At 52.1% G+C, this 24,937-nt stretch carries 21 protein-coding genes and 2 tRNA genes; 18 read left to right on the top strand and 5 right to left on the bottom strand.

The window, feature by feature from the left end; all coding sequences use genetic code 11:
- Positions 1–42 precede the first annotated feature (42 nt).
- The 10 genes from DXB92_RS04805 (at position 43) to DXB92_RS04760 (ending at position 7,951) form a co-directional block, all read left to right on the top strand.
- Positions 43–975 carry an ABC transporter ATP-binding protein gene (locus DXB92_RS04805; protein ID WP_117732791.1) on the top strand — a complete coding sequence of 311 codons (933 nt, stop codon included), beginning with the start codon at positions 43–45 and terminating at the stop codon, positions 973–975.
- A complete protein-coding gene (locus DXB92_RS04800; RefSeq protein WP_117732789.1) occupies positions 950–1,849 on the top strand; it encodes an ABC transporter permease in 900 nt (299 codons plus the stop codon). Before DXB92_RS04805 ends, DXB92_RS04800 begins: the two co-directional genes overlap by 26 nt.
- The gene (locus tag DXB92_RS04795; protein WP_117732787.1) at positions 1,846–2,286 is read left to right on the top strand and encodes a LytTR family DNA-binding domain-containing protein; all 441 of its coding nucleotides are present in this window, start codon (positions 1,846–1,848) and stop codon (positions 2,284–2,286) included. Before DXB92_RS04800 ends, DXB92_RS04795 begins: the two co-directional genes overlap by 4 nt.
- A gap of 9 nt (positions 2,287–2,295) precedes the next feature.
- The gene (locus DXB92_RS04790; protein ID WP_117732785.1) at positions 2,296–2,796 is read left to right on the top strand and encodes a DUF3021 domain-containing protein; all 501 of its coding nucleotides are present in this window, start codon (positions 2,296–2,298) and stop codon (positions 2,794–2,796) included.
- Positions 2,780–3,550: a hypothetical protein gene (locus DXB92_RS04785; RefSeq protein ID WP_117732783.1), complete on the top strand. Its 771-nt coding sequence runs from the start codon at positions 2,780–2,782 to the stop codon at positions 3,548–3,550. The genes DXB92_RS04790 and DXB92_RS04785 overlap by 17 nt, the downstream gene beginning before the upstream one ends.
- Before the next feature lie 146 nt (positions 3,551–3,696).
- Positions 3,697–4,128, top strand: a complete 432-nt coding sequence (locus DXB92_RS04780; RefSeq protein ID WP_117732781.1) for a MerR family transcriptional regulator — start codon at positions 3,697–3,699, stop codon at positions 4,126–4,128.
- Positions 4,128–5,882 carry a 1-deoxy-D-xylulose-5-phosphate synthase gene (locus tag DXB92_RS04775; protein WP_117732779.1) on the top strand — a complete coding sequence of 585 codons (1,755 nt, stop codon included), beginning with the start codon at positions 4,128–4,130 and terminating at the stop codon, positions 5,880–5,882. The genes DXB92_RS04780 and DXB92_RS04775 overlap by 1 nt, the downstream gene beginning before the upstream one ends.
- A 209-nt stretch (positions 5,883–6,091) precedes the next feature.
- Positions 6,092–6,174, top strand: a tRNA-Leu gene (locus tag DXB92_RS04770).
- A 30-nt stretch (positions 6,175–6,204) separates the two neighbouring features.
- Positions 6,205–6,296 (top strand) — tRNA-Ser (locus tag DXB92_RS04765).
- Between the two features lie 332 nt (positions 6,297–6,628).
- Positions 6,629–7,951, top strand: coding sequence for a threonine/serine exporter family protein (locus DXB92_RS04760; protein ID WP_021681172.1), 1,323 nt, complete (start codon positions 6,629–6,631; stop codon positions 7,949–7,951).
- A gap of 242 nt (positions 7,952–8,193) precedes the next feature.
- Here DXB92_RS04760 and DXB92_RS04755 read toward each other — a convergent pair whose 3' ends face one another.
- Positions 8,194–8,382 carry a hypothetical protein gene (locus DXB92_RS04755; RefSeq protein WP_040646872.1) on the bottom strand — a complete coding sequence of 63 codons (189 nt, stop codon included), beginning with the start codon at positions 8,380–8,382 and terminating at the stop codon, positions 8,194–8,196.
- 387 nt (positions 8,383–8,769) lie between these two features.
- Here DXB92_RS04755 and DXB92_RS04750 point away from each other — a divergent pair, with 387 nt between their 5' ends.
- From DXB92_RS04750 to DXB92_RS04730, 5 genes are all read left to right on the top strand, one after another.
- Positions 8,770–9,027 (top strand): DUF1490 family protein, encoded by a 258-nt coding sequence (locus DXB92_RS04750; protein WP_040646846.1) that lies wholly within the window; start codon positions 8,770–8,772, stop codon positions 9,025–9,027.
- Entirely contained in the window at positions 9,027–11,141 is a 2,115-nt protein-coding gene (locus tag DXB92_RS04745) for a heavy metal translocating P-type ATPase (RefSeq protein WP_117732775.1), read from the top strand. Before DXB92_RS04750 ends, DXB92_RS04745 begins: the two co-directional genes overlap by 1 nt.
- Before the next feature lie 212 nt (positions 11,142–11,353).
- On the top strand, positions 11,354–13,042 hold the full coding sequence (locus DXB92_RS04740; protein ID WP_117732773.1) for an FMN-binding protein: 1,689 nt from the start codon (positions 11,354–11,356) through the stop codon (positions 13,040–13,042).
- Between the two features lie 6 nt (positions 13,043–13,048).
- On the top strand, positions 13,049–13,495 hold the full coding sequence (locus DXB92_RS04735; RefSeq protein WP_021681179.1) for an FMN-binding protein: 447 nt from the start codon (positions 13,049–13,051) through the stop codon (positions 13,493–13,495).
- Positions 13,488–14,342: a 4Fe-4S binding protein gene (locus DXB92_RS04730; protein ID WP_117732771.1), complete on the top strand. Its 855-nt coding sequence runs from the start codon at positions 13,488–13,490 to the stop codon at positions 14,340–14,342. Before DXB92_RS04735 ends, DXB92_RS04730 begins: the two co-directional genes overlap by 8 nt.
- A gap of 255 nt (positions 14,343–14,597) precedes the next feature.
- Here DXB92_RS04730 and DXB92_RS04725 read toward each other — a convergent pair whose 3' ends face one another.
- From DXB92_RS04725 to DXB92_RS04710, 4 genes are all read right to left on the bottom strand, one after another.
- A complete protein-coding gene (locus DXB92_RS04725) occupies positions 14,598–17,243 on the bottom strand; it encodes a penicillin-binding Tp47 domain C-containing protein (protein WP_117732769.1) in 2,646 nt (881 codons plus the stop codon).
- 207 nt (positions 17,244–17,450) lie between these two features.
- On the bottom strand, positions 17,451–17,996 hold the full coding sequence (locus DXB92_RS04720; RefSeq protein ID WP_021681184.1) for a Gx transporter family protein: 546 nt from the start codon (positions 17,994–17,996) through the stop codon (positions 17,451–17,453).
- The gene (locus tag DXB92_RS04715) at positions 17,980–18,360 is read right to left on the bottom strand and encodes a NusG domain II-containing protein (protein WP_117732767.1); all 381 of its coding nucleotides are present in this window, start codon (positions 18,358–18,360) and stop codon (positions 17,980–17,982) included. Before DXB92_RS04715 ends, DXB92_RS04720 begins: the two co-directional genes overlap by 17 nt.
- Entirely contained in the window at positions 18,357–19,436 is a 1,080-nt protein-coding gene (locus DXB92_RS04710; protein WP_117732765.1) for an FAD:protein FMN transferase, read from the bottom strand. The genes DXB92_RS04715 and DXB92_RS04710 overlap by 4 nt, the downstream gene beginning before the upstream one ends.
- Before the next feature lie 399 nt (positions 19,437–19,835).
- Here DXB92_RS04710 and pfkB point away from each other — a divergent pair, with 399 nt between their 5' ends.
- From pfkB to DXB92_RS04695, 3 genes are all read left to right on the top strand, one after another.
- Positions 19,836–20,735 carry a 1-phosphofructokinase gene (gene pfkB, locus DXB92_RS04705; RefSeq protein WP_117732763.1) on the top strand — a complete coding sequence of 300 codons (900 nt, stop codon included), beginning with the start codon at positions 19,836–19,838 and terminating at the stop codon, positions 20,733–20,735.
- A gap of 263 nt (positions 20,736–20,998) precedes the next feature.
- The gene (locus DXB92_RS04700; RefSeq protein ID WP_181976906.1) at positions 20,999–22,135 is read left to right on the top strand and encodes an exonuclease SbcCD subunit D; all 1,137 of its coding nucleotides are present in this window, start codon (positions 20,999–21,001) and stop codon (positions 22,133–22,135) included.
- Positions 22,132–24,921 (top strand): SMC family ATPase, encoded by a 2,790-nt coding sequence (locus DXB92_RS04695; RefSeq protein ID WP_117732760.1) that lies wholly within the window; start codon positions 22,132–22,134, stop codon positions 24,919–24,921. Before DXB92_RS04700 ends, DXB92_RS04695 begins: the two co-directional genes overlap by 4 nt.
- The last annotated feature ends 16 nt before the right edge of the window (positions 24,922–24,937 follow it).

Here is a 24,937-nt window from a genome sequence, read left to right as displayed (position 1 = left end):
ACAACCAGCTGAAACAAATCTCAAAGGAAGGCGGCGGTGAAGATGGAAAACTGCATCGAGATACAACATTTACAAAAAAGCTTCGGAACTGTGCATGCAGTGAACGACTTGTCCCTGCAAGTGAAACAGGGGGAATTGTTTGCGTTTCTGGGCATCAACGGGGCAGGAAAAAGCACGACCATTTCCATGCTGTGCGGACAGCTGCGGCAAGATGCCGGCAGCGTGCGGATTCAGGGAAAGGATACACTGGAGGACATGCCGCAGATCAGGCAGAGCCTTGGCGTGGTGTTCCAGCATTCCGTGCTGGATAAACAGCTTTCGGTGCTGGACAACCTGAAAACCCGTGCGGCACTTTACGGCATTACCGGCAGGGCATTTCAGAAACGTCTGATAGAACTGGACGAACTGCTGGAGCTGAAGCCTTTGCTGAAACGAAGCGTGGGGAAGCTCTCCGGCGGACAGCGGCGGCGAATCGACATTGCACGGGCGATTTTTCACCAGCCGCAGCTGCTGATTCTGGACGAACCCACCACAGGGCTGGATCCTCAAACCAGAAAATCTGTCTGGCGGGTGATCGGGGAACTGCGAAAGAAAAAGCACATGACGGTATTTCTCACCACCCACTACATGGAGGAGGCTGCCGATGCAGACCATGTGGTCATTCTGGACGAGGGCAGAATTCTGGCAGAGGGAACGCCGCTGGAACTGAAAAACCGCTACACCGGCGATACGATTACACTGTATCACGCAGAGGAATCCGCGGTGGCAGCACTGGGACTGCCTTATGAAAAAGTCGGGGCAGCGTTGCGAATTGCCGTGCCGGATACCCGCACAGCCACACAGCTGATTTTGCAGCAGCCGGAATTGTTCACGGATTACGAGATCATCAAGGGCAGAATGGACGATGTCTTTCTTGCTGTAACAGGAAAAAACATGGGAGGTGCCGGCAATGTGGAAAGCTATGTTTCTGCGTAATGTGAAGCTGTACTTTAAAGATAAGGCGATGTTTTTCACCTCGCTGATTACGCCGGCGATTTTGCTGGTGCTGTATGTGACGTTTCTGGGGAATGTCTATCGGGACAACTTTTCTGCGGGATTTCCGGAAGGCTTTTCTCTTTCCAGGCAGGTGATCGACGGGGCAGTAGGGGCACAGCTGCTGTCATCGATTCTGGCAGTGTGCTGCGTGACAGTGCCGTTCTGTTCCAATATGCTGATGGTGCAGGACAAGATCACCGGTGCACGGAAAGACCTGCTGATCGCTCCGCTGAAGCCGGCAGTGCTGCCAGTCAGCTATTTTCTGGCAACGGTAGCATCTTCTCTGATCGTCTGCCTTGCGGCGTTCGGGCTGTGTCTGGGCTACGTCCATGCGGTGGGCTGGTTCTATACGTGGGGCGACGTGCTGCGGCTTGCCGGCGATGTGGTGCTTCTGGTGCTGTTCGGAACGGCACTTTCCTCACTGATTCACTTTTTCCTGAGTACACAGGGGCAGATCTCGGCGGTGGGTACTATTGTCAGTGCCGGCTACGGTTTCATTTGCGGGGCATACATGCCGATCTCCGGCTTTGGAACCGGTCTGCAAAAGGTGCTTTCCTTTTTGCCAAGCACCTATGCCACTGCATTGATGCGAAATCACGCCATGGGCGGCGTGTTACAGCAGATGCAGAGCGAGGGCGTACCGGAAGAAGTGGTTCGCGGCATACAAAAAGCACTGGACTGTGATCCTGAATTTGCGGGAAAAACAGTTGCAGTTCCGGAAATGTACCTGCTTCTGTGCCTGACAATTCTGCTGTTGCTGGGGTGCTACATTTTGGTGCACGGGATTGCGGAAAGGAAACAAAGACTGCCATGAGAGTTGTCATTGAAAAGCCGCCGGAGGGCGGAGAAGAAGAACTGATCGTTCGCGTCAATCAGCTTTCAGAACGTGTGCTGGAACTGCTGCGTGTGATACAGGCGGAGGACGAGAAACTGATGTGCTATCACGAGGACGGGAGCCTGAGTGTGCTCTGTCCGTCATCGGTGTTTTATTTTGAGTCTGTGGACAATCGTGTGTATGCGTATGAAAAAGCGGAGGTGTCGGAATTGAAGCAGAAACTTTACGAACTGGAACAGCGGTTTGCCGGAACGGATTTTATCCGCATTTCCAAGTCGATGATTCTGAATCTGGCAAAGGTGGAACGGTTTGCTCCGTCGTTCAGCGGTCGGTTTGAGGCGATCCTGCAAAACGGGGAGAAAGTCGTGATCTCCCGTCAGTATGTTTCCGCTGTGAAAAAGCGGCTGGGGTTGTGAGGTGCGGCGATGAAGAATAGATTCAAACGGTTTCTCTCCATTACAACGGTATCTGCGACAGGTACTTTGATCGCCTGCATTGTCTGGTACGGTGTCTACTGTCTGTCGGGACATCGGGAGATCCTGCACTTTTGGATTCCCTATATGGTGCTGCCGGAAATTTTGTCTATTGGCGTGCTGGCAGGTGCTGTTACAGAATTGGTGCTGCCGCCGAAAGACATGGAGAAGTGGGAAGGCATGCTGCGGCTGGTAGTACACTATGTGTTGATTACCCTGGGGGTGCTGGTATGCGGGTGGCTGTACGGCTGGTACGAACTTTCTGTTGTCGGAGTTCTGGCAATGTGCCTGACGAGTGCGGCAGTGTATTTCTTCACATCGGCGTTGAATTATCAGATCTATAAAAAAACTGCTGAACAGATGAATGAAAAACTGAAAGAACATCATAAGAAAACTGCCGGTTCGCCGGTAGTTTTTCCCAAAGAGGGAATCGATCATGAGAAAAAAGCGTAACACGATTTGGATTGCGGCAATGCTGACAGCAGCAGTGCTGACCGGCTTTTCTGGCTGTACAGAAGGGGAAATCCCGTCGCTGTCTTCTTCGGACACTGCCGAAACCACAACTGCATCACCGGAAGAATCCGCCGCAGAGAGCAGCACCGAGGAAACAGCAGAAACTTCTGCCGCAGAAACGGAAGCCGCAACGGAAACTGCGGAAACCATTCCGGCACCGGACGAAACCACAGAGCCCGCAGCGGAAACCACTTCGGCGGAAACGACAACAGTTCCCGAAGCCGGTGCAGACACCTCGGAATATGCGGCTGTGGCAAAGACACTGTTCGGGGCGTTGAACTACATCGACCAGATCGGCAGCGGCAACCTGCCGAAAGATGAAACCGATACCATACAGACGAAAAAGTCCGGCGTGACCTATGAAAGAGTGATAAAAACGCAGTTCAGCAGCACCGCCGACCTGAAAGCCTACATGACAGCTTCTCTGACACAGAAGATGATCGACAGCCGCTATGCTGCCATTCTCGGCACAGACCAGCCGCTGTACATCGATGCCAACGGCGGACTTTACGGCAGACAGTATGCCACCAGTGGCGGCTTCACCTGGATCGATCCGGAACAGGTGACCATTTCCAGTGCTACAGACAGTTCGTTTACCGCTTCGATGCAGTACGACAATTTCGGTGCGGCGGATACGCTGACGGTACAAATTGTGCTGGACAACGGTCTGTGGAAGATCGATTCGATGCAGTGACAACGTGGTATTATAAAGGCAGCATTGCAGAGTTGGTTGCAATGCTGCTTTTTTGTATTTGTAGACAAAATGTAAATTCCGGCACAGCGCTATTGACTTGGAGCCAACTCCAAGTGTTATAATACAATTGCAGGAGGTGAGAACCCTTGACCATTAAGGAAGTTAGCGAAAAGTATCATATCACGCAGGATACGCTGCGGTATTATGAGCGGGTGGGCATGATCCCCAAAGTCACCCGAACCCTCAGCGGTATCCGGAACTACCAGCCGGAAGATCTGGGCTGGGTGGAGCTTGCCCTCTGTATGCGAAATGCCGGACTGCCGGTGGAAGTCATGATCGAGTATGTGAAGCTGTGCCAGCAGGGCGATGACACCATTCCGGCACGGTTACAGCTGCTGCTGGATCAGCGGGAAACACTGCTGGAACAGCGGGAGCAGATCGACACGACACTGGAACGGCTGAACTACAAGATCAGCCGCTATGAGGAAGCTGTCCGGACAGGCGTACTCACATGGGATAAACAGGAATGCAAAGGAAACGTAGCGTTTCACAAGAATCACGAACAGGAGGAATCATAATGTATCTGGAAAAAATTAATGCACCGGAAGATGTAAAAAAACTGAATATAGACGAAATGCATGCACTGGCAGCAGAAATGCGGAAGGCTCTGCTGTTTCGTCTGAGCAAGCACGGCGGTCACTTCGGACCGAATTTCGGCATGGTGGAAGCGACCATTGCCATGCATTATGTATTCGATTCCCCGAAGGATCAAATCGTCTACGACGTTTCTCATCAGAGCTATCCGCACAAGATGCTGACCGGCAGAAAAGATGCCTATCTGTATGAAGAACACTTTGACGACGTTTCCGGCTATACCAATCCGGAGGAGAGCGAACACGATTTCTTTAACGTAGGGCATACGTCCACTTCGATTAGCCTTGCAAGCGGTCTGGCAAAGGCACGGGATCTGAACGGCGGAACCGGCAATGTCATTGCGGTGATCGGTGACGGCTCCCTCAGCGGCGGCGAGGCACTGGAAGGTTTGGACTTTGCCGGCGAAATGGACACCAACTTTATTATTGTTGTCAATGACAATGATATGTCCATTGCGGAAAATCACGGCGGCTTGTACCGGAATCTGAAGCTGCTGCGGGATACTGACGGCAAGGCAGAGTGTAATCTGTTCCGTGCCATGGGTCTGGACTATGTGTTTGTGAAAGACGGCAACGATATTTCGTCCCTGATCGCCGCATTCCGGCAGGTCAAGGACAGCACCAGGCCGGTGGCTGTGCACATCGTTACCCAAAAGGGCAAGGGCTATGAACTGGCAGAGCAGCACAAGGAGCAGTGGCACTGGTGCATGCCGTTTGATCCGGCAACCGGAAAACCCACCGGTTCCTTTGACGGTGACGGCGACTACGGCACATTTACAGCAAACTATTTGCAGGAAAAAATGGCAGCAGATCCCAGCGTCTGTGCGATCACTTCCGCAACGCCGGCGGTGTTCGGATTCACGCCGGAGATTCGGGAAAAGGCTGGCAAGCAGTTTGTTGACGTGGGCATTGCAGAGGAGCAGGCTGCAGCAATGGCTTCCGGTATTGCGAAAAACGGCGGCAAGCCGTTCTGGGGCGTGTACAGTTCCTTCCTCCAGCGTACCTACGACCAGCTGTCGCAGGACATCTGCATCAACAAGAATGCTGTTACCATTGCGGTTTTCGCCGCTTCTGTTTTTGGCATGAATGATGTGACGCATCTGGGTATCTACGATATTCCAATGATTTCTAATATCCCCAATCTGGTATATCTTGCACCGGTCACTGTAGAGGAATACCGTGCAATGCTGGACTGGGCACTGGATCAGACGGAACACCCTGTGGCAATCCGTGTGCCGGCACAGTATGTTTCCGACGGCAAGGCTGTGACCAAGGATTTCAGTCAGCTGAACCGGTACGAGGTGACACAGCAGGGCAGCGATGTGGCAATTCTGGCACTGGGCTCGTTCTATTCGCTGGGCGTTGCTGCTGCGGAAAAGATTCAGGAAAAGACCGGCATCACGCCGACGGTCATCAATCCGTATTATATCACCGGACAGGACACCGAACTGCTGGAACAGCTGAAATCCAGTCACAAGGCAGTCATTACGCTGGAGGACGGCGTGCTGGACGGCGGCTTCGGTGAAAAGATTGCACGGTTCTACGGCGACTCCGCAGTAAAGACCAGGTGCTATGGTCTGAAAAAGGAATTTCTGGATCGCTATGATGCACAGGAAGTCCTGCGGGAAAACCGCCTGACCGCAGAGCAGATCGCAGAAGACGTGGCAAAGATGCTGTGATCGGCAAAAAAAGATTTCATAGGCAGACTCTGTGCGGAACACTCCGGCAGGGTCTGCCTTTTTGCATGTGCAGTAGAAAAATGCTGTTTTCGCCAGGATTCACGCTATATTTACGAAAAATAAACAAAATAAGCGATTTCAAGTGTTGACAAGGGCTTGTTTTTCTGCTATAATAATAAAGCTGAATGCGACACATGAAAAAACATGAAGCGAGTGTGCTGGAATTGGCAGACAGGCACGTTTGAGGGGCGTGTGCTTCGGCGTACGGGTTCAAGTCCCGTCACTCGCACCACTTCCTCAAATCGCAGGAAGCACTATAAATGGACAGGTGGTTGAGCTGGTCTAAGGCGCACGACTGGAACTCGTGTATACGTTAATAGCGTATCGAGGGTTCGAATCCCTCCCTGTCCGCCAGAATGAAAAGCAGTTTCAAGTTTTTGAAACTGCTTTTTTGTTTTCCGGAAATTACAATCTGCCCAAAATTCTACAAAAACTGTGCAAAAAATCTGTTCCCCGCTGTCCTGTGTTCACGAAAAAAATCTTGACACTGCAAAATGAGTTTACTATAATAAATAGGGTATTCTGCAATGGAAAAAAAACAGCCGCCCACCGACAAAAACGGGCGGCTGTTGTGTTGGAGCGGCAGAAACAAGGCTTTGTGCGGTATTGCCTTTGAAAAACTACTGTAGAAAGTCTGCTGAATGACTTTTGCGGTGCTGCATGAAAAAAGAGGAGGAACAAAGTGCATGGGGAGTATTAACAAACAGCACATGACGATCCACTGGAAGCACATTGTCAAGGATGATGACAGCGTGCCTTCGACTGAGGCGACCTTAAAGGAAAAGGCGACGCTGGTGGGCAGAATCGGACAGATGATGCTTTCGGTGGGAACCGGTGCGTGGCGTGTGCGGAATTCGATGAATGAGGTTGCCAGAACGCTGGGCATTTCCTGTACGGCAGATATTGGTCTGCTGTCCATTGAGTTCACTTGCTATGAGGAAAGCGGCACATATACCCATTCGATCGCACTGCCGACTACCGGCGTGAATACGGATAAGCTGAATGCTCTGGAAGCCTTTATGCGGGAATTTCCGGAAATGGCAACGCAGATCTCCGTCAAGCAGATTCATCTGGTGTTGGACGAAATTCAGAAAAAGCCGGCGAATTATAAGGCTTGGAATCTGGGACTGGCATCCGCAATTGCGTGCTGTGCATTTACCTTTTTGCTGGGCGGCGGTCCTATGGAAATGATCTGTGCCTTTTTTGGTGCAGGCGTGGGAAACTTTGTGCGAAAGCTGATGCTGCAAAAAAAGATTTCCCTGCTGGGAAATGTTGCTGTCAGCGTAGCGGCTTCCTGTGTCACATACGTGCTGACCATTCTGCTGGCACAGACCATTTTCGGCGTGTCGAAAGTGCATCAGGCGGGCTATATCTGTGCAATGCTGTTCGTGATCCCTGGATTCCCGTTGATTACCGGCGGTATCGACCTTGCCAAGCTGGATATTCGTTCCGGTCTGGAGCGGATCACATACGCTCTGCTGATTATCCTCACTGCGACCATGACTGGTTGGGTGACGGCTCTGGTCTGTCGCTTCCAGCCGGCAGACTTTGTGGCTCTGCAAATTGACACCGGCATGATGATTATTTTGCGAATCATCACCAGCTTTTTCGGGGTATATGGCTTCTCTCTGATGTTCAACAGCCCGCGGAAAATGGCAATGACAGCGGGACTGATCGGCATGTTTGCCAACACGCTCCGTCTGGAACTGATCGATCTGGCACATTTCCCGGTAGGCATTGCTGCATTTATCGGAGCATTCTTCACCGGCTGTGTGGCATCGATCGTCAAGAAAAAGATTGGTTATCCGCGAATTTCCCTGACTGTACCGGCAATCGTCATCATGGTTCCGGGCTTGTATATGTACCGTGGTATCTACTATATCGGGCTGAATGAGATCGGCGACGGCTCTCTCTGGCTGACCAAAGCGATTCTGATCGTTATGGCATTGCCGATGGGCTTGGTGGCTGCAAGACTTTGCACCGACAAGAACTTCCGCCACTGTACCTGATAATTTAGGGTGTGTTGACACTAAGCCTGACACGTGTCTTTTGGGGTGATTTTTCCCCGTTCGTCGTTAAAAATCCTTGCCGTGCGAAAGCACGCCTGCGAATTTTTGCCTAGAACGGAGAAAAATCACCTCACAAAATTCGCATATCATTATAGTGTCAACACCCCCTATTAAAATTTTTCAAAAAGGAATCCCTGTCCGCTTGCACAACGGACAGGGATTTTTTATAGCCTGCTCATATCTTAGGGCAACACTGAATAAAGCCTTTGGACTTGCTGCAAAAATGCCGCATGCCGCCGGAGTTCCTGTTGGGTGTGGATAAATTGACTGCGTTCGTGTAGCCGCAGCTGAATTCCCACCGGCAGGGACAACAGAAACTGTCTGGAAGAACTGCTCTGCCGCAGCAGTGTCTGCAAATTGGAAAATGCCACAAAGATCACCTCATGCACAGTATATGCAGGCATGTCTGGAAATATACCAAGGGCAATACCGTACAAAGAGCGTCTGGCGACTTTGCACGGTATTGCCTTGAATGCGTTTTACATGCTTTTAACAACATGCCGCAAAAATTCGTGAAACACTTCAGAATGTTTGTGACTTTTGGGTTAGCTGTCTATAGTTTTTACATAGTTAGTTTGCTTGAACTATCTGAAATTCATAATACATATGTAATCTTCACAAAAAACAAACTGATTTTTCTTACAAAATATTTCCTTCGAAGTGATTGACAATTGTAAAGTCTAGGTGTATACTAGGTATAGAGTTTGAGAAGCGAAATGCATTTTCAAGCTGAAATTGATCAAAAAGGAGTCTTTACAATGTTGAAATGCTTTAAGAATGAAAAACTGTGGTGTGTTGTCGGCGGTGCTGTTGCAATGGTGATCGGCAAGAAGATCGTCACTGCAAAGAAGACCCGTCAGCTGGCTGTTTCCGGTCTGGCAAAGGGCATGAAGCTGCAGAATGATGCAAAGGCTGCCTTCCAGAATATGAAGGACGAAGCACAGGATATTTGCTGCGATGCCAAGGAACAGGCAGGTATCAACGACACAGACGCATGCGAAGAAGCTGATGCATAATGAAGTTTCAGATTGTTTATGACAAGCCGGGGCGGATTCGGTTCCGCTGCGGTGCGTATGCATTCGACAAGGAACTGGAAACTGCCGTGCAAAAGCAGCTGCTGGAATCTGCCGCTGTCAAAAAGGCAGAAGCCCATGCAGAAAACGGCGGTATTCTGGTATATTATGAAGCAGGAGCACGCCAGAAGGTGATCCGTACAGTTGCGGCACTGGACACCAGACTGCTGGCACCGCTGGGACCGGACACCTGTTCGGAACGGATCGATTCGGACTTTAAGACCGATTTGGTAAAGCTGGTGGCAAAGCGGTATCTCCAAAATGCTCTGCTGCCGGCTCCCATTGCAAATGCGGTGATCTTGTTCAAGGGAATCCGCTATGCGTGGCGTGCAGTCAAGACACTGCTGGAGGGACATCTGAATGTAGATGTGCTGGACGGTGCCTCTGTCAGTGCGTGCCTGTTGCAGCGGAATTTCAAGACGGCAGGAACAATTATGTTCATGCTGTCGATTTCGGCACTGTTGGAGGACTACACCAGAGCCAAGACCAAGGCAGCCCTGACGGACAGCCTTGCCGTAAAGACGGACAAGGTGTGGCTGGTGCAGGAAGGCACAGAGGTCCTGATTCCCATGGCAGAGCTGCAGGTGGGCGATGTGATCTGTGTCCGCACCGGCAGTGTGATTCCGGTAGACGGCACTGTCACTTCCGGCGAAGCCAACATCAACGAAGCTTCCATGACCGGAGAGCCGCTGAGCGTTCGCAAGGCGAAGGGCTCTACCGTATTTGCCGGAACGGTTGTTGATGAGGGCAGTATTCATGTACAGGTACGTGCTCTTAGCGGCAATACCAAAATCCAGAAGATCATTGAACTGATCGACAATTCCGAAAATCTGAAAGCCGGCGTGCAGAGCCGTGCCGAAAATCTGGCAGACCGCATTGTGCCGTTCAGCTTCTTGGGATTTGGTCTGACACTGCTGCTGACACGGAATATCACCAAGGCAGTGTCGATTCTGATGGTGGATTATTCCTGTGCCATCAAGCTGTCCACGCCGATCTCTGTGATCTCGGCAATTCGGGAAGCCGCAGACCATGATATTACCGTTAAGGGCGGCAAATATCTGGAGGCTTTCGCCGAAGCGGACAGCGTGGTATTTGACAAAACCGGTACACTGACCAATGCCGAACCGGTTCTGGAACGGGCGATCTCGTTCAGTGATTACAGCGAAGACGAGATTCTGCGAATTGCAGCCTGCATCGAGGAGCATTTCCCTCACAGTGTTGCCCGTGCCATTGTGAAGGGTGCGGCAGACCGCGGTCTGAATCATCAGGAAGAACATGCCGAAGTGCAGTATATCGTGGCACACGGCATTGCCACCACGCTTCACGGAAAACGTGCCATTATCGGCAGTCACCACTTTGTTTCAGAAGATGAACATGTGGAGATCACAGCAGAACAGCAGGCGGCAATTGAAGCACAGTCCGGCGGCTGCTCGGTGGTCTATCTGGCAATTGGCGGGAAACTTTCCGGCGTGTTGTGCATTTCAGATCCGCCCCGTGCAGAAGCCGGGGAAGCAATTGGCCTGCTGAAAAAAGCAGGCATTGAAAATGTTGTGATGCTGACCGGCGACAGCCAGAAGGCGGCAGAGGTGACCGCAGCAAAGCTGGGAATCACCAAGTGTTTTGCACAGGTGCTGCCGGAGGACAAGCACCGCTATGTGGAACAGCTGAAAGCCGACGGGCACCGCGTTATTATGGTGGGCGACGGCATCAACGATGCTCCGGCATTGGCGGCGGCAGATGTTTCTGTTGCCATGAGTGATGCTTCGGACATTGCCAGAGAAGCGGCAGACATCACCCTGCGTGGTGCTGACCTGACGGAACTGGCGACCCTGCGGACATTGAGCGAAAAGCTGATGACCAGAATTCACCGGAACTATCGGTTTATCATCGGATTCAATTCGTCGCTGCTGCTGCTGGGCTTGTTCGGCATTATCGCTCCCACGACTTCGGCGTTCCTGCATAACGCTTCCACCATGGCGATCTGTGCCAGGAGCATGACTCCCATGCTGGAGAAAAAACAAAACAGTGCAACAGAAGAAGATACAGGAAAGGCATAAGCATTATTATGCAAATTCTGTGCGGTTCTGTATTTGTGAAAAACGGTTTGTGTTTGTGAAAACGCAAGCCGTTTTTTGTGCTGTTTTCAGGGAATTCACAGGATTCCCAAAAGTTTATACATAGAATTTTCCTTGATTTTTTCGCTTGGTTATGCTAGACTAATTAGAGCAAACTAACTTCCAATCGAAACAAATCAGGAGGCTGAAACAAGATGAAAAAATGGGAGAATCCCAAGAAAATTCTGCCGGTTCTGGGCTTTTTGCCTACAGCGGTTCTGGCGGTATGTATTGCGGTTTCGCTGGGGGATTATACGGCACCGGTGCTGTCGCTGGACGCAGCCGGTTCGGAAACCGGAACACAGACCGGCACTCTGACAACGGAAAAGCGAAAGGAACGAAAAACTGCTGCGGTGACGACAAAAGCACCGGCTCCGGCAGTCACACCGGTTTCGGAATCCGGTACCTATCGGGACGGCACCTATACCGGTACCGGCACCGGATTTTCCGGACCGATCACGGTGCAGGTGGTTATCGAGGGCGGAAAGATCAAGGATATTACCGTTGTCAGCTCCACAGACGATTCTCCCTATCTGCAAAATGCTTCGGCACTGCTCAAGCAGATCGTTGCCCTGCAAAGCACAAACGTGGATACCGTTTCCGGTGCAACTTATAGTTCGGTAGGGCTGATCTCTGCCGTGCGGGACGCGTTGCAAAAGGCTGGCGGCAGCAGTGCCTCTGACAGTGCTCTGCCGGTTCTGGCGACTTCCGAGAGCCAGAACAAGACCAGCGAAAATGCTCCCGCAGTAGAAGCTATAGCAGAACCGGCAGCCTATCGGGACGGCGTGTATACCGGTACGGGTACCGGCTTTGGCGGACAGATGACAGTGCAGGTCACAGTTTCCGGCGGGAAGATCACGGATATTCAGGTGCTTTCTTCCAAAGATGACAGCCCCTATCTGCAAAATGCCTGTGCACTGCTGCAAAATATCATTGCTTCCCAGAGCACCAATGTGGACGCAGTTTCCGGTGCAACGTATAGTTCCGCCGGCTTGATCGAAGCGGTGCGGAATGCACTGGCAAATGCGGCAACCGGAGAAGTGCCGGCAGAAACCACACCAGTTCCCACAGCGAAAACAGAGCCGCCGGCAACTACAGTTCCCGCAGTGCCGCAGGAAACCGGCAAATTCCCCTATCCGGACGGTGTGTACACCGGCAGCGGAGAGGGATATGGCGGTACCACGAAAATTGAACTGACCTTGAAAAACGGCACCATTCAGAAGATCCACGTTGTTTCCAATGAGGACGATGAAGCGTTTTTCAAGCGTGCGGAAACGCTGATCTCGCTGGTGATCCAGCGGCAGAGTACTGATGTGGATGCAGTTTCCGGTGCAACGTTCAGTTCGGAGGGTATTCTGGAGGCGATTCAGGAGGCTCTGGAAGCGGCAAAACAGGCGGCACAGCCTGCAACGACCACTGCGGTGATAACGGCACCGCCGGAAACCACCACCACACCAGTTACCGGTATGACCAACACGGAAACGACAACAGAGCCGGTTCCGGTCATTTATGAAAACGGCACTTATGAGGGAACTGCGGATTGCTATCCGGACGCTGACGAGGACTTTGCCGAATATGTGCTGTCGCTGAAAGTGCAGATCGAGAATGACCAGATCGTCAGCATTTCCAATGTCAATGGCTCCGGTGCGGAATACGACAAGCTGAACGACCGCTATATTTCCCGTGCCGCTGACGGCACCAAAAAAATCGCCGGCACCATTGCACAGATTCTGGAAAAGCAGCAGACGGACAGCATTGATGCCGTTTCCGGTGCCACCTGTTCCTCTGATGCGATCGTCCGTGCCGTGGAAAATGCACTGGAACAGGCAAGGAAAGGGGCGTGAGAAATTGTGCAGGTATTTGCAGTAAAGATCATCAACATCATGCTGGCGGTTTCGCTGGTATGTACCTATAACGCCGTGGTGAATGACCGGAAAGAGCAGGAAACTGCCGCAAGACAAAAGCTGGCAGAGCAGCAGGCTCAGGCTGCGGAGGAGAATGCGGCACCGGCTTCTCCTTATGCAGACGGAACCTATACCGGCGAGGCACAGGGCTACGGCGGACCGGTAAAAATGGAAGTCACGATCGAACACGGACAGATCACAGACTGTACCGTGCTTTCTGCCGAGAAAGAGGACACTGCCTATTTCGATGCTGCACAGGGCGTGATCGATGAGGTGCTGGACGAACAGACCGCAGAGGTGGATACCGTCAGCGGTGCAACGTTTAGTTCCAGGGGCATTCTGGGTGCTGTGGAAGATGCACTGGAGCAGGCAAAGGCGGTGCAGCATGAATAAAAAGTTTTTCACTCCCAAAAAAGTACATGCCTACGTGCGGGCAGCCATTCAGCTGTTGTTCTTCCTCTTTCTGCCCTCGGCATTTACCACAGCCTTTTCCGGCATCAAGTCCGTTCTGACACAGATCGGCACTGGCTCTCCCGTGGTGATGAGTTCGTTTCTCACTGTGCTGCTGGCACTGTGTGCGTATACGGTGGTGTTCGGCAGATTCTTCTGCGGCTACGCCTGTGCGTTCGGTACACTGGGAGATGCGGTGCATGCTCTGTATCTGTTTCTCTGTAAGAAGTGCAAAAAGAAGCCCGTTCTCCTGAAGAAAAGCTGGAAGAAGCCTCTGTCGTTCCTGAAGTACGCAGTGCTTCTTGCCATTGTGCTGCTGTGTTTTACCGGCGTTTATGGCGAGATCACCGGCTGGAGCCCATGGGACGTGTTCTCTATGCTTCGCTCCGGCAACTTCAAGGTAGGTGCTTACTGGCTGGGCTGTGTGCTGCTGGTGCTGATTCTGGCGGGCATGGTGTTCTGTGAACGGTTCTTCTGCCGGTTCCTGTGTCCGATGGGAGCCGTCTTTACAATGCTGCCGGTGCTGCCATTCTTTTCCGTCCGCCGGCAAAAGGCGAACTGTGCAAAGGGCTGTACTGCCTGTCAGAAGATCTGTCCGTCCGATCTGGAACTGCCGGAAAAGGGCAGCTGGAACGGAAACGGGGACTGCTTCCAGTGTCAGAAGTGTCTGGAAATCTGCCCTAAGAAAAACGCAGAAAGTGGCTTCCGGTTCTTCCGCGGAAACGAGATCTGGTTTGCCGTGCTGCGGGCAGTGATACTGGCTGCTGTGCTGATTCTGGCGGGAATCTGATTCGTGCGGTATTTTGCGGAATTACTATGGCAATACCGCACAAAGAGCATCTGGCGACTTTGTACGGTATTGCCCTATGAATGTATCAAAGCGGTTACATACGTCCTCATTTCAAGGACGGTGTGACCGCTTTTCATATATGGAATAGGTTCTAAGGTTGGTGACAAGCAGGCACAGCAAAACCGGCTCTGCACGGAGATTTCCACACAGAGCCGGTTTTGTTTATGATTCAGAGGATTTTATGAAGTAGGTGTCTTACTTGATAATGTCTTCCCAAGTCACATTCACGCCTGCACCCTTGCTTGCCACATAGTACAGGGCATAGAATGCATCGGTAGAATCTACGCTGCCGTTGCCGTCCACATCGGCTGCTGCGATCATTTGCTTGTTCTTTTCAGCGTCTTCGCTCAGAACAAAGTCAGCGTTGCCTGCGGAGATGTTTGCGGTGTACAGCATCATGTAGAAGACGTCAGTAGAATCCACTCTGCCGTCCAGATCTACGTCGGCTCTGGAGTCTGTCACTTCGATTTCTACTTCGAAAGTCAGCGGTGTGGTATAACCAGTTGCTTCCACAGTCAGCTTGTATGTGCCGGACTTTGTAAAGACTGCACCGTCACGGGTTTCTGCATCTGCATGAATTTCGCCGGTGGTCGGGTCAATGATCTTGACACCGCGTTTGCCGGTGGCTTCATATGTGGTATCGTTTACAGTGACCTTGGAAACATTCTTCAGATATGCAGCCAGATCGTCTGCGGCAGCACCCTTTGCAGCAACAACAGCACCCTTTTCTGCATCATATGCAGCAGGCATTGCATCGGTGGTCAGGATCACGCTGGTAGAGAACGGTGCATATACGCCGGATTCATCCGAAACGGTAATGGTATAGCTGCCCGGCAGAACGCTCTTGGCATCAAAGGTCATCTTGCCGTCTGCATAAGCAGCACCAGTCAGCGTGTCTGCGGAAACCGCTGCGGAGAAATCTTCCGGCAGGTCTGCCAGCGTTACCGGAATGCTGCCGGCAGCAACTGCAACGCTTTCTGCGGTGACAGTACCGTTGTGCTTCTTCGGCAGATACAGTCCGTCTGCGAGGTGTACGCTGTATTCGCCCTTGCTGGTCAGATAGCTGATCTCCACAATGGTGTCACCGGAGGTTGCAGCATACGGAGTAGAACGCAGGCTGTTTCCGTGTACTTCTGTGGTCTTGAAGCCGGCAGACCATGCCAGTTTAGAGCCGCCCTGCCAGATGTTTTCCAGCTGGAGCATACCATAGTTGCCGGTCTTTGTCTTGACGATCACGCCGTAAACCAGATTGCCTTCGCCCAGATCCAGACCGTCCATGTTCAGCTGATAGTCACCGTACTTGCTGTCGGTTTTGAGAGTCGGCGTGACGTTGGTCAGGTCAACTTCCGGTTCTGCGGTAATGGTTGCGGACAGGGTGCCGTCTGCGAACAGCTGTTTGTATGCTGCCGGAACAACGGTCTGATCTTCGTTCGGGGTGAAGCCTGCAAACAGGCTGCCCAGTACGCCGGAAGTCTTGCTGTCCTTTGCGTCAGCAGTCAGCTGGTCGTACAGGCTCTGTTCGATTGCCACTTCTACACCGGAAACGCCCAGAATCTTGCCGCCTCCATTTTCATCAGCTTCGGAAGAATACGTGGTGTCTGCAAACATGCTGTTCCACTTTTTCCTTGTTGCAGAGGTCACTGCATCATAAGTGCCCTCTGCACGCATGCCGGCATTGCCAGCCAGATCTGCATCATAAGAAATCTTACCGTCAGTGGTATCTGTCTTGTTGCCCAGTTCACCGTAATAGTAATCTGCATACGGGAGATTCATAGTACCGTAAACATACTGTTCCGGTTCGTTGTCCACTGTGAATGTAAAGTCCTGATAACCGGTAGCATAAACCGTAACGTCCCATCTGCCGTAGCCGTCAGTACCCTCCGGCAGCTGGCAGCGGTCGCTCTTGGTCAGACCAAGCTGAATGCCCATGGACTTGTGCATCCAGTTGTCTGCGGCAAACTTGGTGCCGTAGGTAGCCAGAACGGTGTCACCATCGCCGTAGTAATCCCAGCGGACTGCGTACATATGAGCACCCAGATCGCCGTAATCTCCGTTGATGTCCACGCGGATAAAGTCACCGTAGCCGGAATCGTGCTGGACTTCGCTGATCTCTACCGCGTCCTTGTCTACCACTTTTCCATCCGGTGTTTCAGAGGTGGAACGCTTGGAGAACTGGAATGTGCCGTCCTCCTGTTTTTCTGCTACCTTGATGCCGGAAGTGTTGGCATCTACCTGAATTTCTTCGTCGATATTGACCAGATTCTTTTCGGTATAGCCGCCCTTGACTTCTGTCCCGTTTTCATAGACCTTATAGGCTTTCTTGAAGTCCTCATAATCTGCTGCCGGAACAGCAACCGGAACATATTTCGGTCCCACGATCACAGAGTGGTCGTATGCACCAGCCGCTTTTCCGTCTACCATAACGGTTGTGGTACCAGCATCTCTGTTGCTGACCACATCGACAGATTCGTTCTGTCCCCTGCCGGTATAGTCGTAGCTGTTTCCTTCGGTATCAAATACCTTTACGGTGCACTGATAGCTGCCGCGGTGCAGACCGTGGTTGCTGGTGGCACGGGTGACTGCATCATATGCACCCAAGTCGGTTTCTCCGTGGGAATCGGCATCAGCAGAAGAAGCCTCCCAGTTGCCGTCTGCGGCACTGTCCAGATAAACGCCTTCATTCTCCCAATACTCTGCCCAAGTCAGAGATGCGGCACAGTACACATAATCTGTAGTGCCTGCTTCTTCGGCATACGCCGTGATCGCCGGAGCGACCTGTGTAGCTGCCAGTACAGCGGCAGACGCTGCACCGACAAACTTTTTCCAGTTGATCTCTCGCATAGTAACCTCCTGAATTTTCTTCCGTGCTGCATTGCGATAAGCAGCACAATTTATGGCAATACCGCAAAAAACGCTGCATGGTATTGCCTTATAGCAAATCCTGCAATTTTGCAGGATACACTACCCAATAGGATTTGCAATTAGCTGCAACTAATTAGTTTAAACTAACTTAACAAATAAGAAATAACTGGAATCGAAAATTCCAGTTTATGAGTGCTTTCCGTTTTTGGCAGGTTTCTCTGCCGGCTTCGGAAAAATGGATTTCGGCAAAAAGTGAATGACACGGTCTGCCGCAATGCCGGTGAAGAAACCGGTAATGCATCCCGCCACCAGCAGGAACGGGAAGTAGGCAATGACCTGTACCGACTGCATCGCCGCAATTGCCGCAAGAATCTGTCCTACGTTGTGGAGCACGGCACCGACAATGCTGATGAACCACAGGTGCTTTTTTTGCAGCAGCTTGCAGAGCAGTGCCATGCCGAGAAAACAGAGGATTCCGCCGGTGAGGGAATAGAGCAACGACACCGGCGTACCGGTGAATATGGAACCCAGCAGGATCCGCAGTACCAGTACCGCAAAGGCATCTCGCGGGCGGTAGACCACCAGCACGATCAGGGTAATGACGTTGGCAAGTCCCAGCTTTACCCCCGGAATGGGAACCGGCACCGGAATCTGTGCCTCCACCACAAAGATCGTCAGAGCCATTGTGGTAAAGAGGGCAAGCATGACCAGATGCTTAACGGACTTGGACATCGTAAGACCCCTCCTCGTCAGATGCAATGGAAATGCGAATGTGGTTCGGCAGACAGACGATGGGCAGAATGCCGTCCGAGATCGCTCCCTGCTTGACACAAAGGTGATCGGGGCAGGTGGCAGACTGCATGGAGATCTGGTTTGGTTCCACCAGAATGACATTTTCCGCACCGTTTTCCCCGTCAATGGTGAGTGTGTAGGATTTCTTGACCGTGGAAAGGTCGATTTCATATAATAAGTTGTCCTGCTGATAGATGCGGGCGATTTTTTCCGGCTGCTTGTGGTGCATGACATACAAGCTGCCCAGAATCCCGCCGCCCAGCAGTACAACAGTAATGCCAATGAGAATCAGCGTTTTTTTCATGAATTGTTTACCTGTAACTGATACTTGTCGATGTGCTTCGAGGTGACAACAGAGCCGTCCGACTGAATGAAGACCGCTTCAATGCCGTCCAGCGAATCGATGAGCTGCATGCCGGCATCTGCCCCCATGAGAAATGTGGCAGTGGAAAGTGCATCACAGTCAATGCCTTTGTCTGCAATAATGGTGGTGCTGACCACGTCAGATTCCGACGGGGCACCGGTGCAGGGATCCAGAATATGATGATAGCGTTTCCCGTTTTCCTCGAAATATTTTTCATAGTTGCCGGAAGTGACAACAGCCTGTCCGGTGACGGTGACGGAACCCATTAAGCTTTCCGGCGAGAACGGATCCGTAATGGCAACTGTCCAGCTGCTGCCGTCGGGCTTGGTGCCCAGCGTCATGACGTTTCCGCCCAGACTCATCAGGGCAGAGGTGACACCTTCTTCTTCCAGCACCTTTTTCATTTCATCGGAGATATACCCCTTTGCCACTGCACCGAAGTTCAGTGTAACGGCATCACTGGAAAAGGAGAGGGAACTGCTCTGTACATCATAGCGGACATCGCTCCAGCCCTCCGGTCGGAGCAGTGCCTGTATGCGGTCGTTTGCGGGAATGGCAGCGTGGTCGGTGCCGATGCCCCACAGGTCGATCAGGTCGCCAATGGTACAGTCCAGCATGCCGCCGCTTTTTTCGCCGTATTCCAAAGCCGCATACAGCACATTTCCCAGGTCTGCGGAAATAGGGATCTCTGTTCCCACAGCAGCTTTTGCCGCCCCATTGACCTTGTTGACTTCGGAATCCGCAATGGTGTTGGAAAAGACCTGTTCCAGTTCCTTGGCACGGGCAAAGGCAGCTTCTGCACCGGCCTGGGCGTGTTCCCCGTAGGTGCGAACCATGATATAAGTGCCCATAAATTCCTGCGTATCTTCGTAGACTGCGTCCGCGGCAGAACTGTCTGTGCTGTCTGCCGCTGTGTCTGTTGATGCGGAAGTGCTGTCCGAAGATGCCGTACTGGTGCAGCCCGTCAGGCAGAGCAGTCCGGCAAGTCCGATTGCCCATAGGTGCAGATGCTTCATGCTGGAAACGATTCCTTTCCGTAGAATGGTAGTTAGTATCTTCTAACAGATACCGGATTTAGTATAGCATGCTTTTTTCACTCTGTCAAGTCCGGCTTGAAAAGATTTCCGCAACGCTTTTTGAAGTAACTGTAAACCGAAAAAATTTTTTTCTCAACCGCAGAAAAAATTGTGCAATATATATCAGACAGCATTGCGAATTGCTGCCATGACAGGCTTGCAATCTATAAAAAGGTGTGGTACAATAAAGGAAAGGCAATACCGCACAATCTTTGTGCGGTATTGCCGAAACATTTGTGTGAACATATTTGGGGCAGCACTGCACAAAGCTTGTGCGTAAAATGCGTCGGTAGGCGAACCTGCTGCCGTGTTGCCCGATGCATTCAGGAGGTTTGGTCGATGATCTATACAGTGACTTTTAATCCGGCAATTGACTATGTGGTGCATACCGATGCCATGCAGGTGGGTATGGTCAACCGTTCTCATACAGAGGAGATCTACTACGGCGGAAAGGGCATCAACGTGTCAATGGTGCTGAAAGAATTGGGGCTGGAATCCCGTGCACTGGGCTTTGTGGCAGGATTTACCGGTGCGGCAATTGAAAAGGGTGTGCAGGCAAAGGGCATTGCCACCGATTTTGTGCATTTGCAGGAGGGCTTTTCCCGCATCAATGTCAAGATCAAGTCCGGAGAAGAAACAGAACTGAACGGGCAGGGACCTGTCATCGGGGCAGAAGCAGTCGCGGAACTGTTCCGGAAACTGGACAAGCTGCGGGACGGGGACACCATTGTGCTGGCTGGCAGCATTCCCAGTACGATGCCGTCGGACACCTACGAAAAGATTCTGGCACATCTGAAAGGGAAACAAATTCGAACTGTAGTCGATGCCACCAAAGACCTCCTGAAAAACGTGCTGCAATACCAGCCGTTTCTCATCAAGCCCAACCATTACGAACTGGGAGAACTGTTCGGAGTTACGCTGCACAGTCACAGTGAGATCGAAGCCTATGCCCGAAAATTGCAGGAAATGGGTGCCCGAAATGTGCTGGTTTCCATGGCGGAACAGGGGGCACTGCTGCTGGACGAAGCCGGCATCTGCCATATCTGCGGGGTGTGTCAGGGCACTGTGAAAAATTCTGTGGGAGCCGGCGACTCTATGCTTGCCGGTTTTCTTGCCGGTCTGGAAACCGGAGATTATACCGATGCCCTCAAGCTGGGCACTGCCGCCGGCGGAGCTACGACTTTCTCGGAGGGCCTGGCAGAACGAGCAGAGATCGATCGGTTGCTGCTGCAATTGTAAAAAATATGTGAATCGCTCAGAATTATCGTATTTGAAAAACTGATGTGTTATGATAGGTTTGCCAAGGCAATACCGCACAAAGATTGTGCGACAGATGCGTCGTCAAATTTTTCGTCAGATGAAACAAAAAGCGGAGTGAATACTTGATGTATTCACGAGCATTTTTGTGAAATATGACGGGAAATTTGCAAGCAGATGGCGTGCAAAGTCGCCAGACGCTCTTTGTGCGGTATTGCCCTAAATCACAGAAAGGGGAAGCTTTCATGAAAATCTTACATCTTAGCGATCTGCATTTGGGGCGGCGAATGTACAACTATTCGTTCCTGCCCCAACAGAAAAAACTGCTGGAGCAGGTGGTGAACATTGCTGAGGAACAGGCGGTGCAGGCGGTTCTGGTGGCGGGGGATATTTACGATAAAAACGTACCCGTTGCAGAAGCTGTCACCGTGCTGGACGAGTTCCTCACAGCACTGTCGGTGCGGCAGATACCGGTATTTCTCATCAGCGGCAACCACGATTCCGCAGAGCGTTTGCAATTCGGCAGCCAGCTGCTGGAACACCAGCAGGTCTACATTGCCGGAACCTTTACCGGAAAGATGCAGACCTACGATCTGGAAGATGCATACGGAAAAGTACACCTGTGTCTGCTGCCCTTTGTGAAGCAGTCCACGCTGGCCTCTCTGTATCCGGACGAAAAATTCCACAGCCTGTCAGAGGGCATCGCCCATGTTCTCGAGCAGACACCGCTGTCAGAAAATGACCGGAATCTGCTGATATACCATGGCTTCGTGCTGCACAACGGCGACGGGCCGGAACTGTCAGAATCAGAATTGCAGCTGGGCGGCACACAGCTGGTGGAAGCGTCGGTATTTTCGGCATTTGACTATGTGGCACTGGGGCATATCCATAAGCCTCAATGGGTAAAAAGCGGTAAGATTCGCTACAGCGGTTCTCTGATGAAGTATTCGTTTTCGGAAAGCCTGCAAAACAAGAGCGTCACACTGCTGGACTGGAAAGCGAAAGATGACCTGACCGTCACCACGATCCCCCTGCAGCCGGAACAGGATATGCGTGTCATTCAGGGAAAACTGGAAGACCTGCTGGAGCATGCAGAGCCTTCGGAAGACTGGATTCGTGCAGAACTGACCGACAAAGAACTGATCCCCTATGCTCTGGAAAGACTGCGAATGTCCTATCCCAATGTTATGGAACTGGTGTATCTGTATCAGGAGGAGCAGATTGCCGCCAGCAATACGGAAGTGAAACTGGTACCGGAACAGTCGCTGGTAGAACTGCTGGGCGGCTTTCTGGACAGCGTATATCAGTATCAGCTGGAGGAAGAACCGGAGGCGTATCAGCTGATGGAAGAAATCTGTAAGGAGGCGGAGCAGGAAAAATGAAACCATTGCAATTATCGATGAAAGCATTCGGGGCATTTGCAGAGGAATGCCGTATTGACTTTACGCCCTTTGACAAGTCGGGGATCTATCTGATCACCGGCGAAACCGGTGCGGGAAAAACTACCATTTTTGATGCGATCTGCTACGCCCTTTATGGAACGGCAAGCGGCGATGTCCGCGATCCGAAGCAGTTTCGCAGTCAGTATGCTGACCCCAAGCAGATCACTTGTGTAGAACTGCGGTTCTTCTGCGGGAACAAACAGTATCTGGTAAATCGCACACCGCCGTATCTGCGTGCGGCACTCCGCGGCAGCGGCATGGTAGAACAAAAGGCAGAGGCAGAACTCTGGGAGATTCTTCCGTATAAGACGGCAGAGAAAAAAAAGATCCTCTGTTCCGGAGCACAGGCAGTGACGGACAAAGTGGTGGAACTGACCGGCATGGACGGCAAACAGTTCCGCCAGATCGTCATGATCGCACAGGGCGAATTCCGGAAGTTTCTGCTGTCCAGTTCCGTGGAAAAGGGAAAGATCCTGCGGCAGCTGTTCCACACCCAGAACTGTGACAAGATTCAGCAGATCTTGAAAGAGCGGCTGGATCAGCAGAGGGCACATGTCAGGGAACAGGAAACCCAGATGCTGACCCTGCTGCATCAGGCATCACCGGCAGGGGAAAAACAGGCAGAACTCTATGAAGCACGGCTGAATTTTTCCGGCATGGCGGCAGCAGAGGAACTCTGTGACATGCTGAAAACATCAGCGGCGGAACTGTCGGAACAGGCAGCATCACAGTCCGAACAGGTGCAGGAACAGCAGAAAGCCATAGAATCCCTGCTACAGGAAATCGAACAGGGCAGGCAGCACAACGCCGTTTTGAAACAGCTTCGGCAGGCGGAACAGGAGCAGCAGAAAGGTGCTGTTCAGCTGGAACTTTGCGAAGCTGCGGCGAAAAAAGCCGATGCCGATGCAGAAAAGGTACCAGAATTGCAGGAACAGGTGACCCTGCTGCAACACAGCCTGCCCAAGTACGAGGAGGTTGCTGTGTTGCAGGCGGCAGAATCTGCTTTACAGATGAAGCGGAAAACACAGGAACTGGCTTGTGCACAAGCAAAGCTGTACTGGGAGCAGACCAACGCCAGCTGTCAGCGGCTTTCCAAGGAATTGGAAGTCCACGTGGATTCTGCGGTGGACTGTGCCAATCTGGAACATGCCATCGAAAAGGACACCCAGCGGCAGCAGAGCGTCCGGCAGCTGCAAAAGCAGATGACGGAACAGCAGAAAGTACAGAAAGAACTGGAACGCCGGAGCCAGCGTGCCCAGCAGGCGGAAACATGGTATTTCAGCGAGGAAAAGCCGGCATACGACCGGACAGAACGGCAGTTTTTCCAGAGCATGGCGGGCAATCTGGCACGGAAGCTGAAGGAGAATGAGCCCTGTCCGGTGTGCGGTTCACGGGAACACTCGCGTCCGGCTCTGTACACGGAGGACACCGTCACAGAAGAACAATTCCAAAAGGCAAAAGAACGGCAGCAGAACGCCTTACAGCAAATGGAAGAGCATAAGAAATCTTTCACCCAGCAGGAGGAACGCTGTAAGATGCTGGAACAGCAGGTGCAGCAGCAGCTGGTGCACTGCGGACTGAACGAAACCGCCGGCTCCGCAGCGGTTCAGCAGCTTGAGGCAGATTTGCAGGCAGCGATCACCCAGAACAACCGGCTTTTGAAAGAACGGAAAGAGCAGCTGTCGGCACAGCAGCAGAAGCAGCAGCAGCTGGCAAAGCAGCAGGCAGAATTGCCCCGGTTACAGGCGGCTTATGAGAGCAGCCACGCCCAGCTGGAACAGCTGACACAGGAACTGGCAGTGAAAACCGCAGAACGGGAACAGTGTCAGGCGGGACTGCCCTATGCATCGCTGTCGTTGGCAAAGAAACAGCTGGAGCAGAAGCAGAGCACCATTCGGCAGCTGGAACAGGCACAGCAGCAGGCAGCACAGAAATGGCAGCAGCAGAAAGAACAGGTTTCTTCGCAGCAGAAACTGGTGCAGCACCTGCGGGAAACAGTCAAGGACAAGCCGGCGTATGATCTGCAAACCGCAGAACAGACGCTGGAACAGAAACGCAGCGAAAAAGAACGCACTGAAAAACGCTGCCGGCAGTCCAGTCAGCAGGCACAGCAGTGCAAGACCATTGCCGGAGAGGTACAGAAACGGTATCGCTCTTGGGAAAGCGAAGCCAGACAGGGGAATACCTTGGAAAAGCTGTACCAGATGATGACCGGTACGCTGAAAAAAGGCGAACGCATTTCGTTTGAACGCTATGTGCAGACCTATTATTTCAATCGGGTGCTGCAGTTCGCCAACCAGAAGCTCTACCAGCTTTCCAACGGCAGATACCAGTTCCGGCGGCGGCAGGAAGAAACGGCACACAACATTTCTTCGGGGCTGAATCTGGACGTGCTGGATCAATACACCGGCAAGTCCAGAAGTGTGGAAACGCTTTCCGGCGGCGAAACGTTTCTGGCATCGCTGGCACTGGCACTGGGACTTTCTGACACCGTGCAGCAGCAAAGCGGCGGCATTCAGCTGAACGCCATGTTCATTGACGAGGGCTTCGGCTCCCTGGACAGCACTGCACTGGACAATGCGGTGCAGGTATTGCAGCAGCTGTCAGACCACCAGCGGACGATCGGCATCATTTCCCATGTGTCGGAACTGGCAGAACGGTTCGAGGCACAGCTTCAGGTGGAAAAAAGCGAAAACGGCAGCCATGTGATCTGCCATTACGAATAAAGGCAATACCGTACAA

Origin of the sequence: Ruminococcus sp. OM06-36AC, assembly GCF_003438725.1 — a bacterium.
Classification (GTDB): Bacteria; Bacillota; Clostridia; order Oscillospirales; family Ruminococcaceae; genus Ruminococcus_C; species Ruminococcus_C callidus.
Note: the sequence above shows the minus strand (reverse complement) of the source record. Positions and strands in the feature narration are given on the sequence as shown.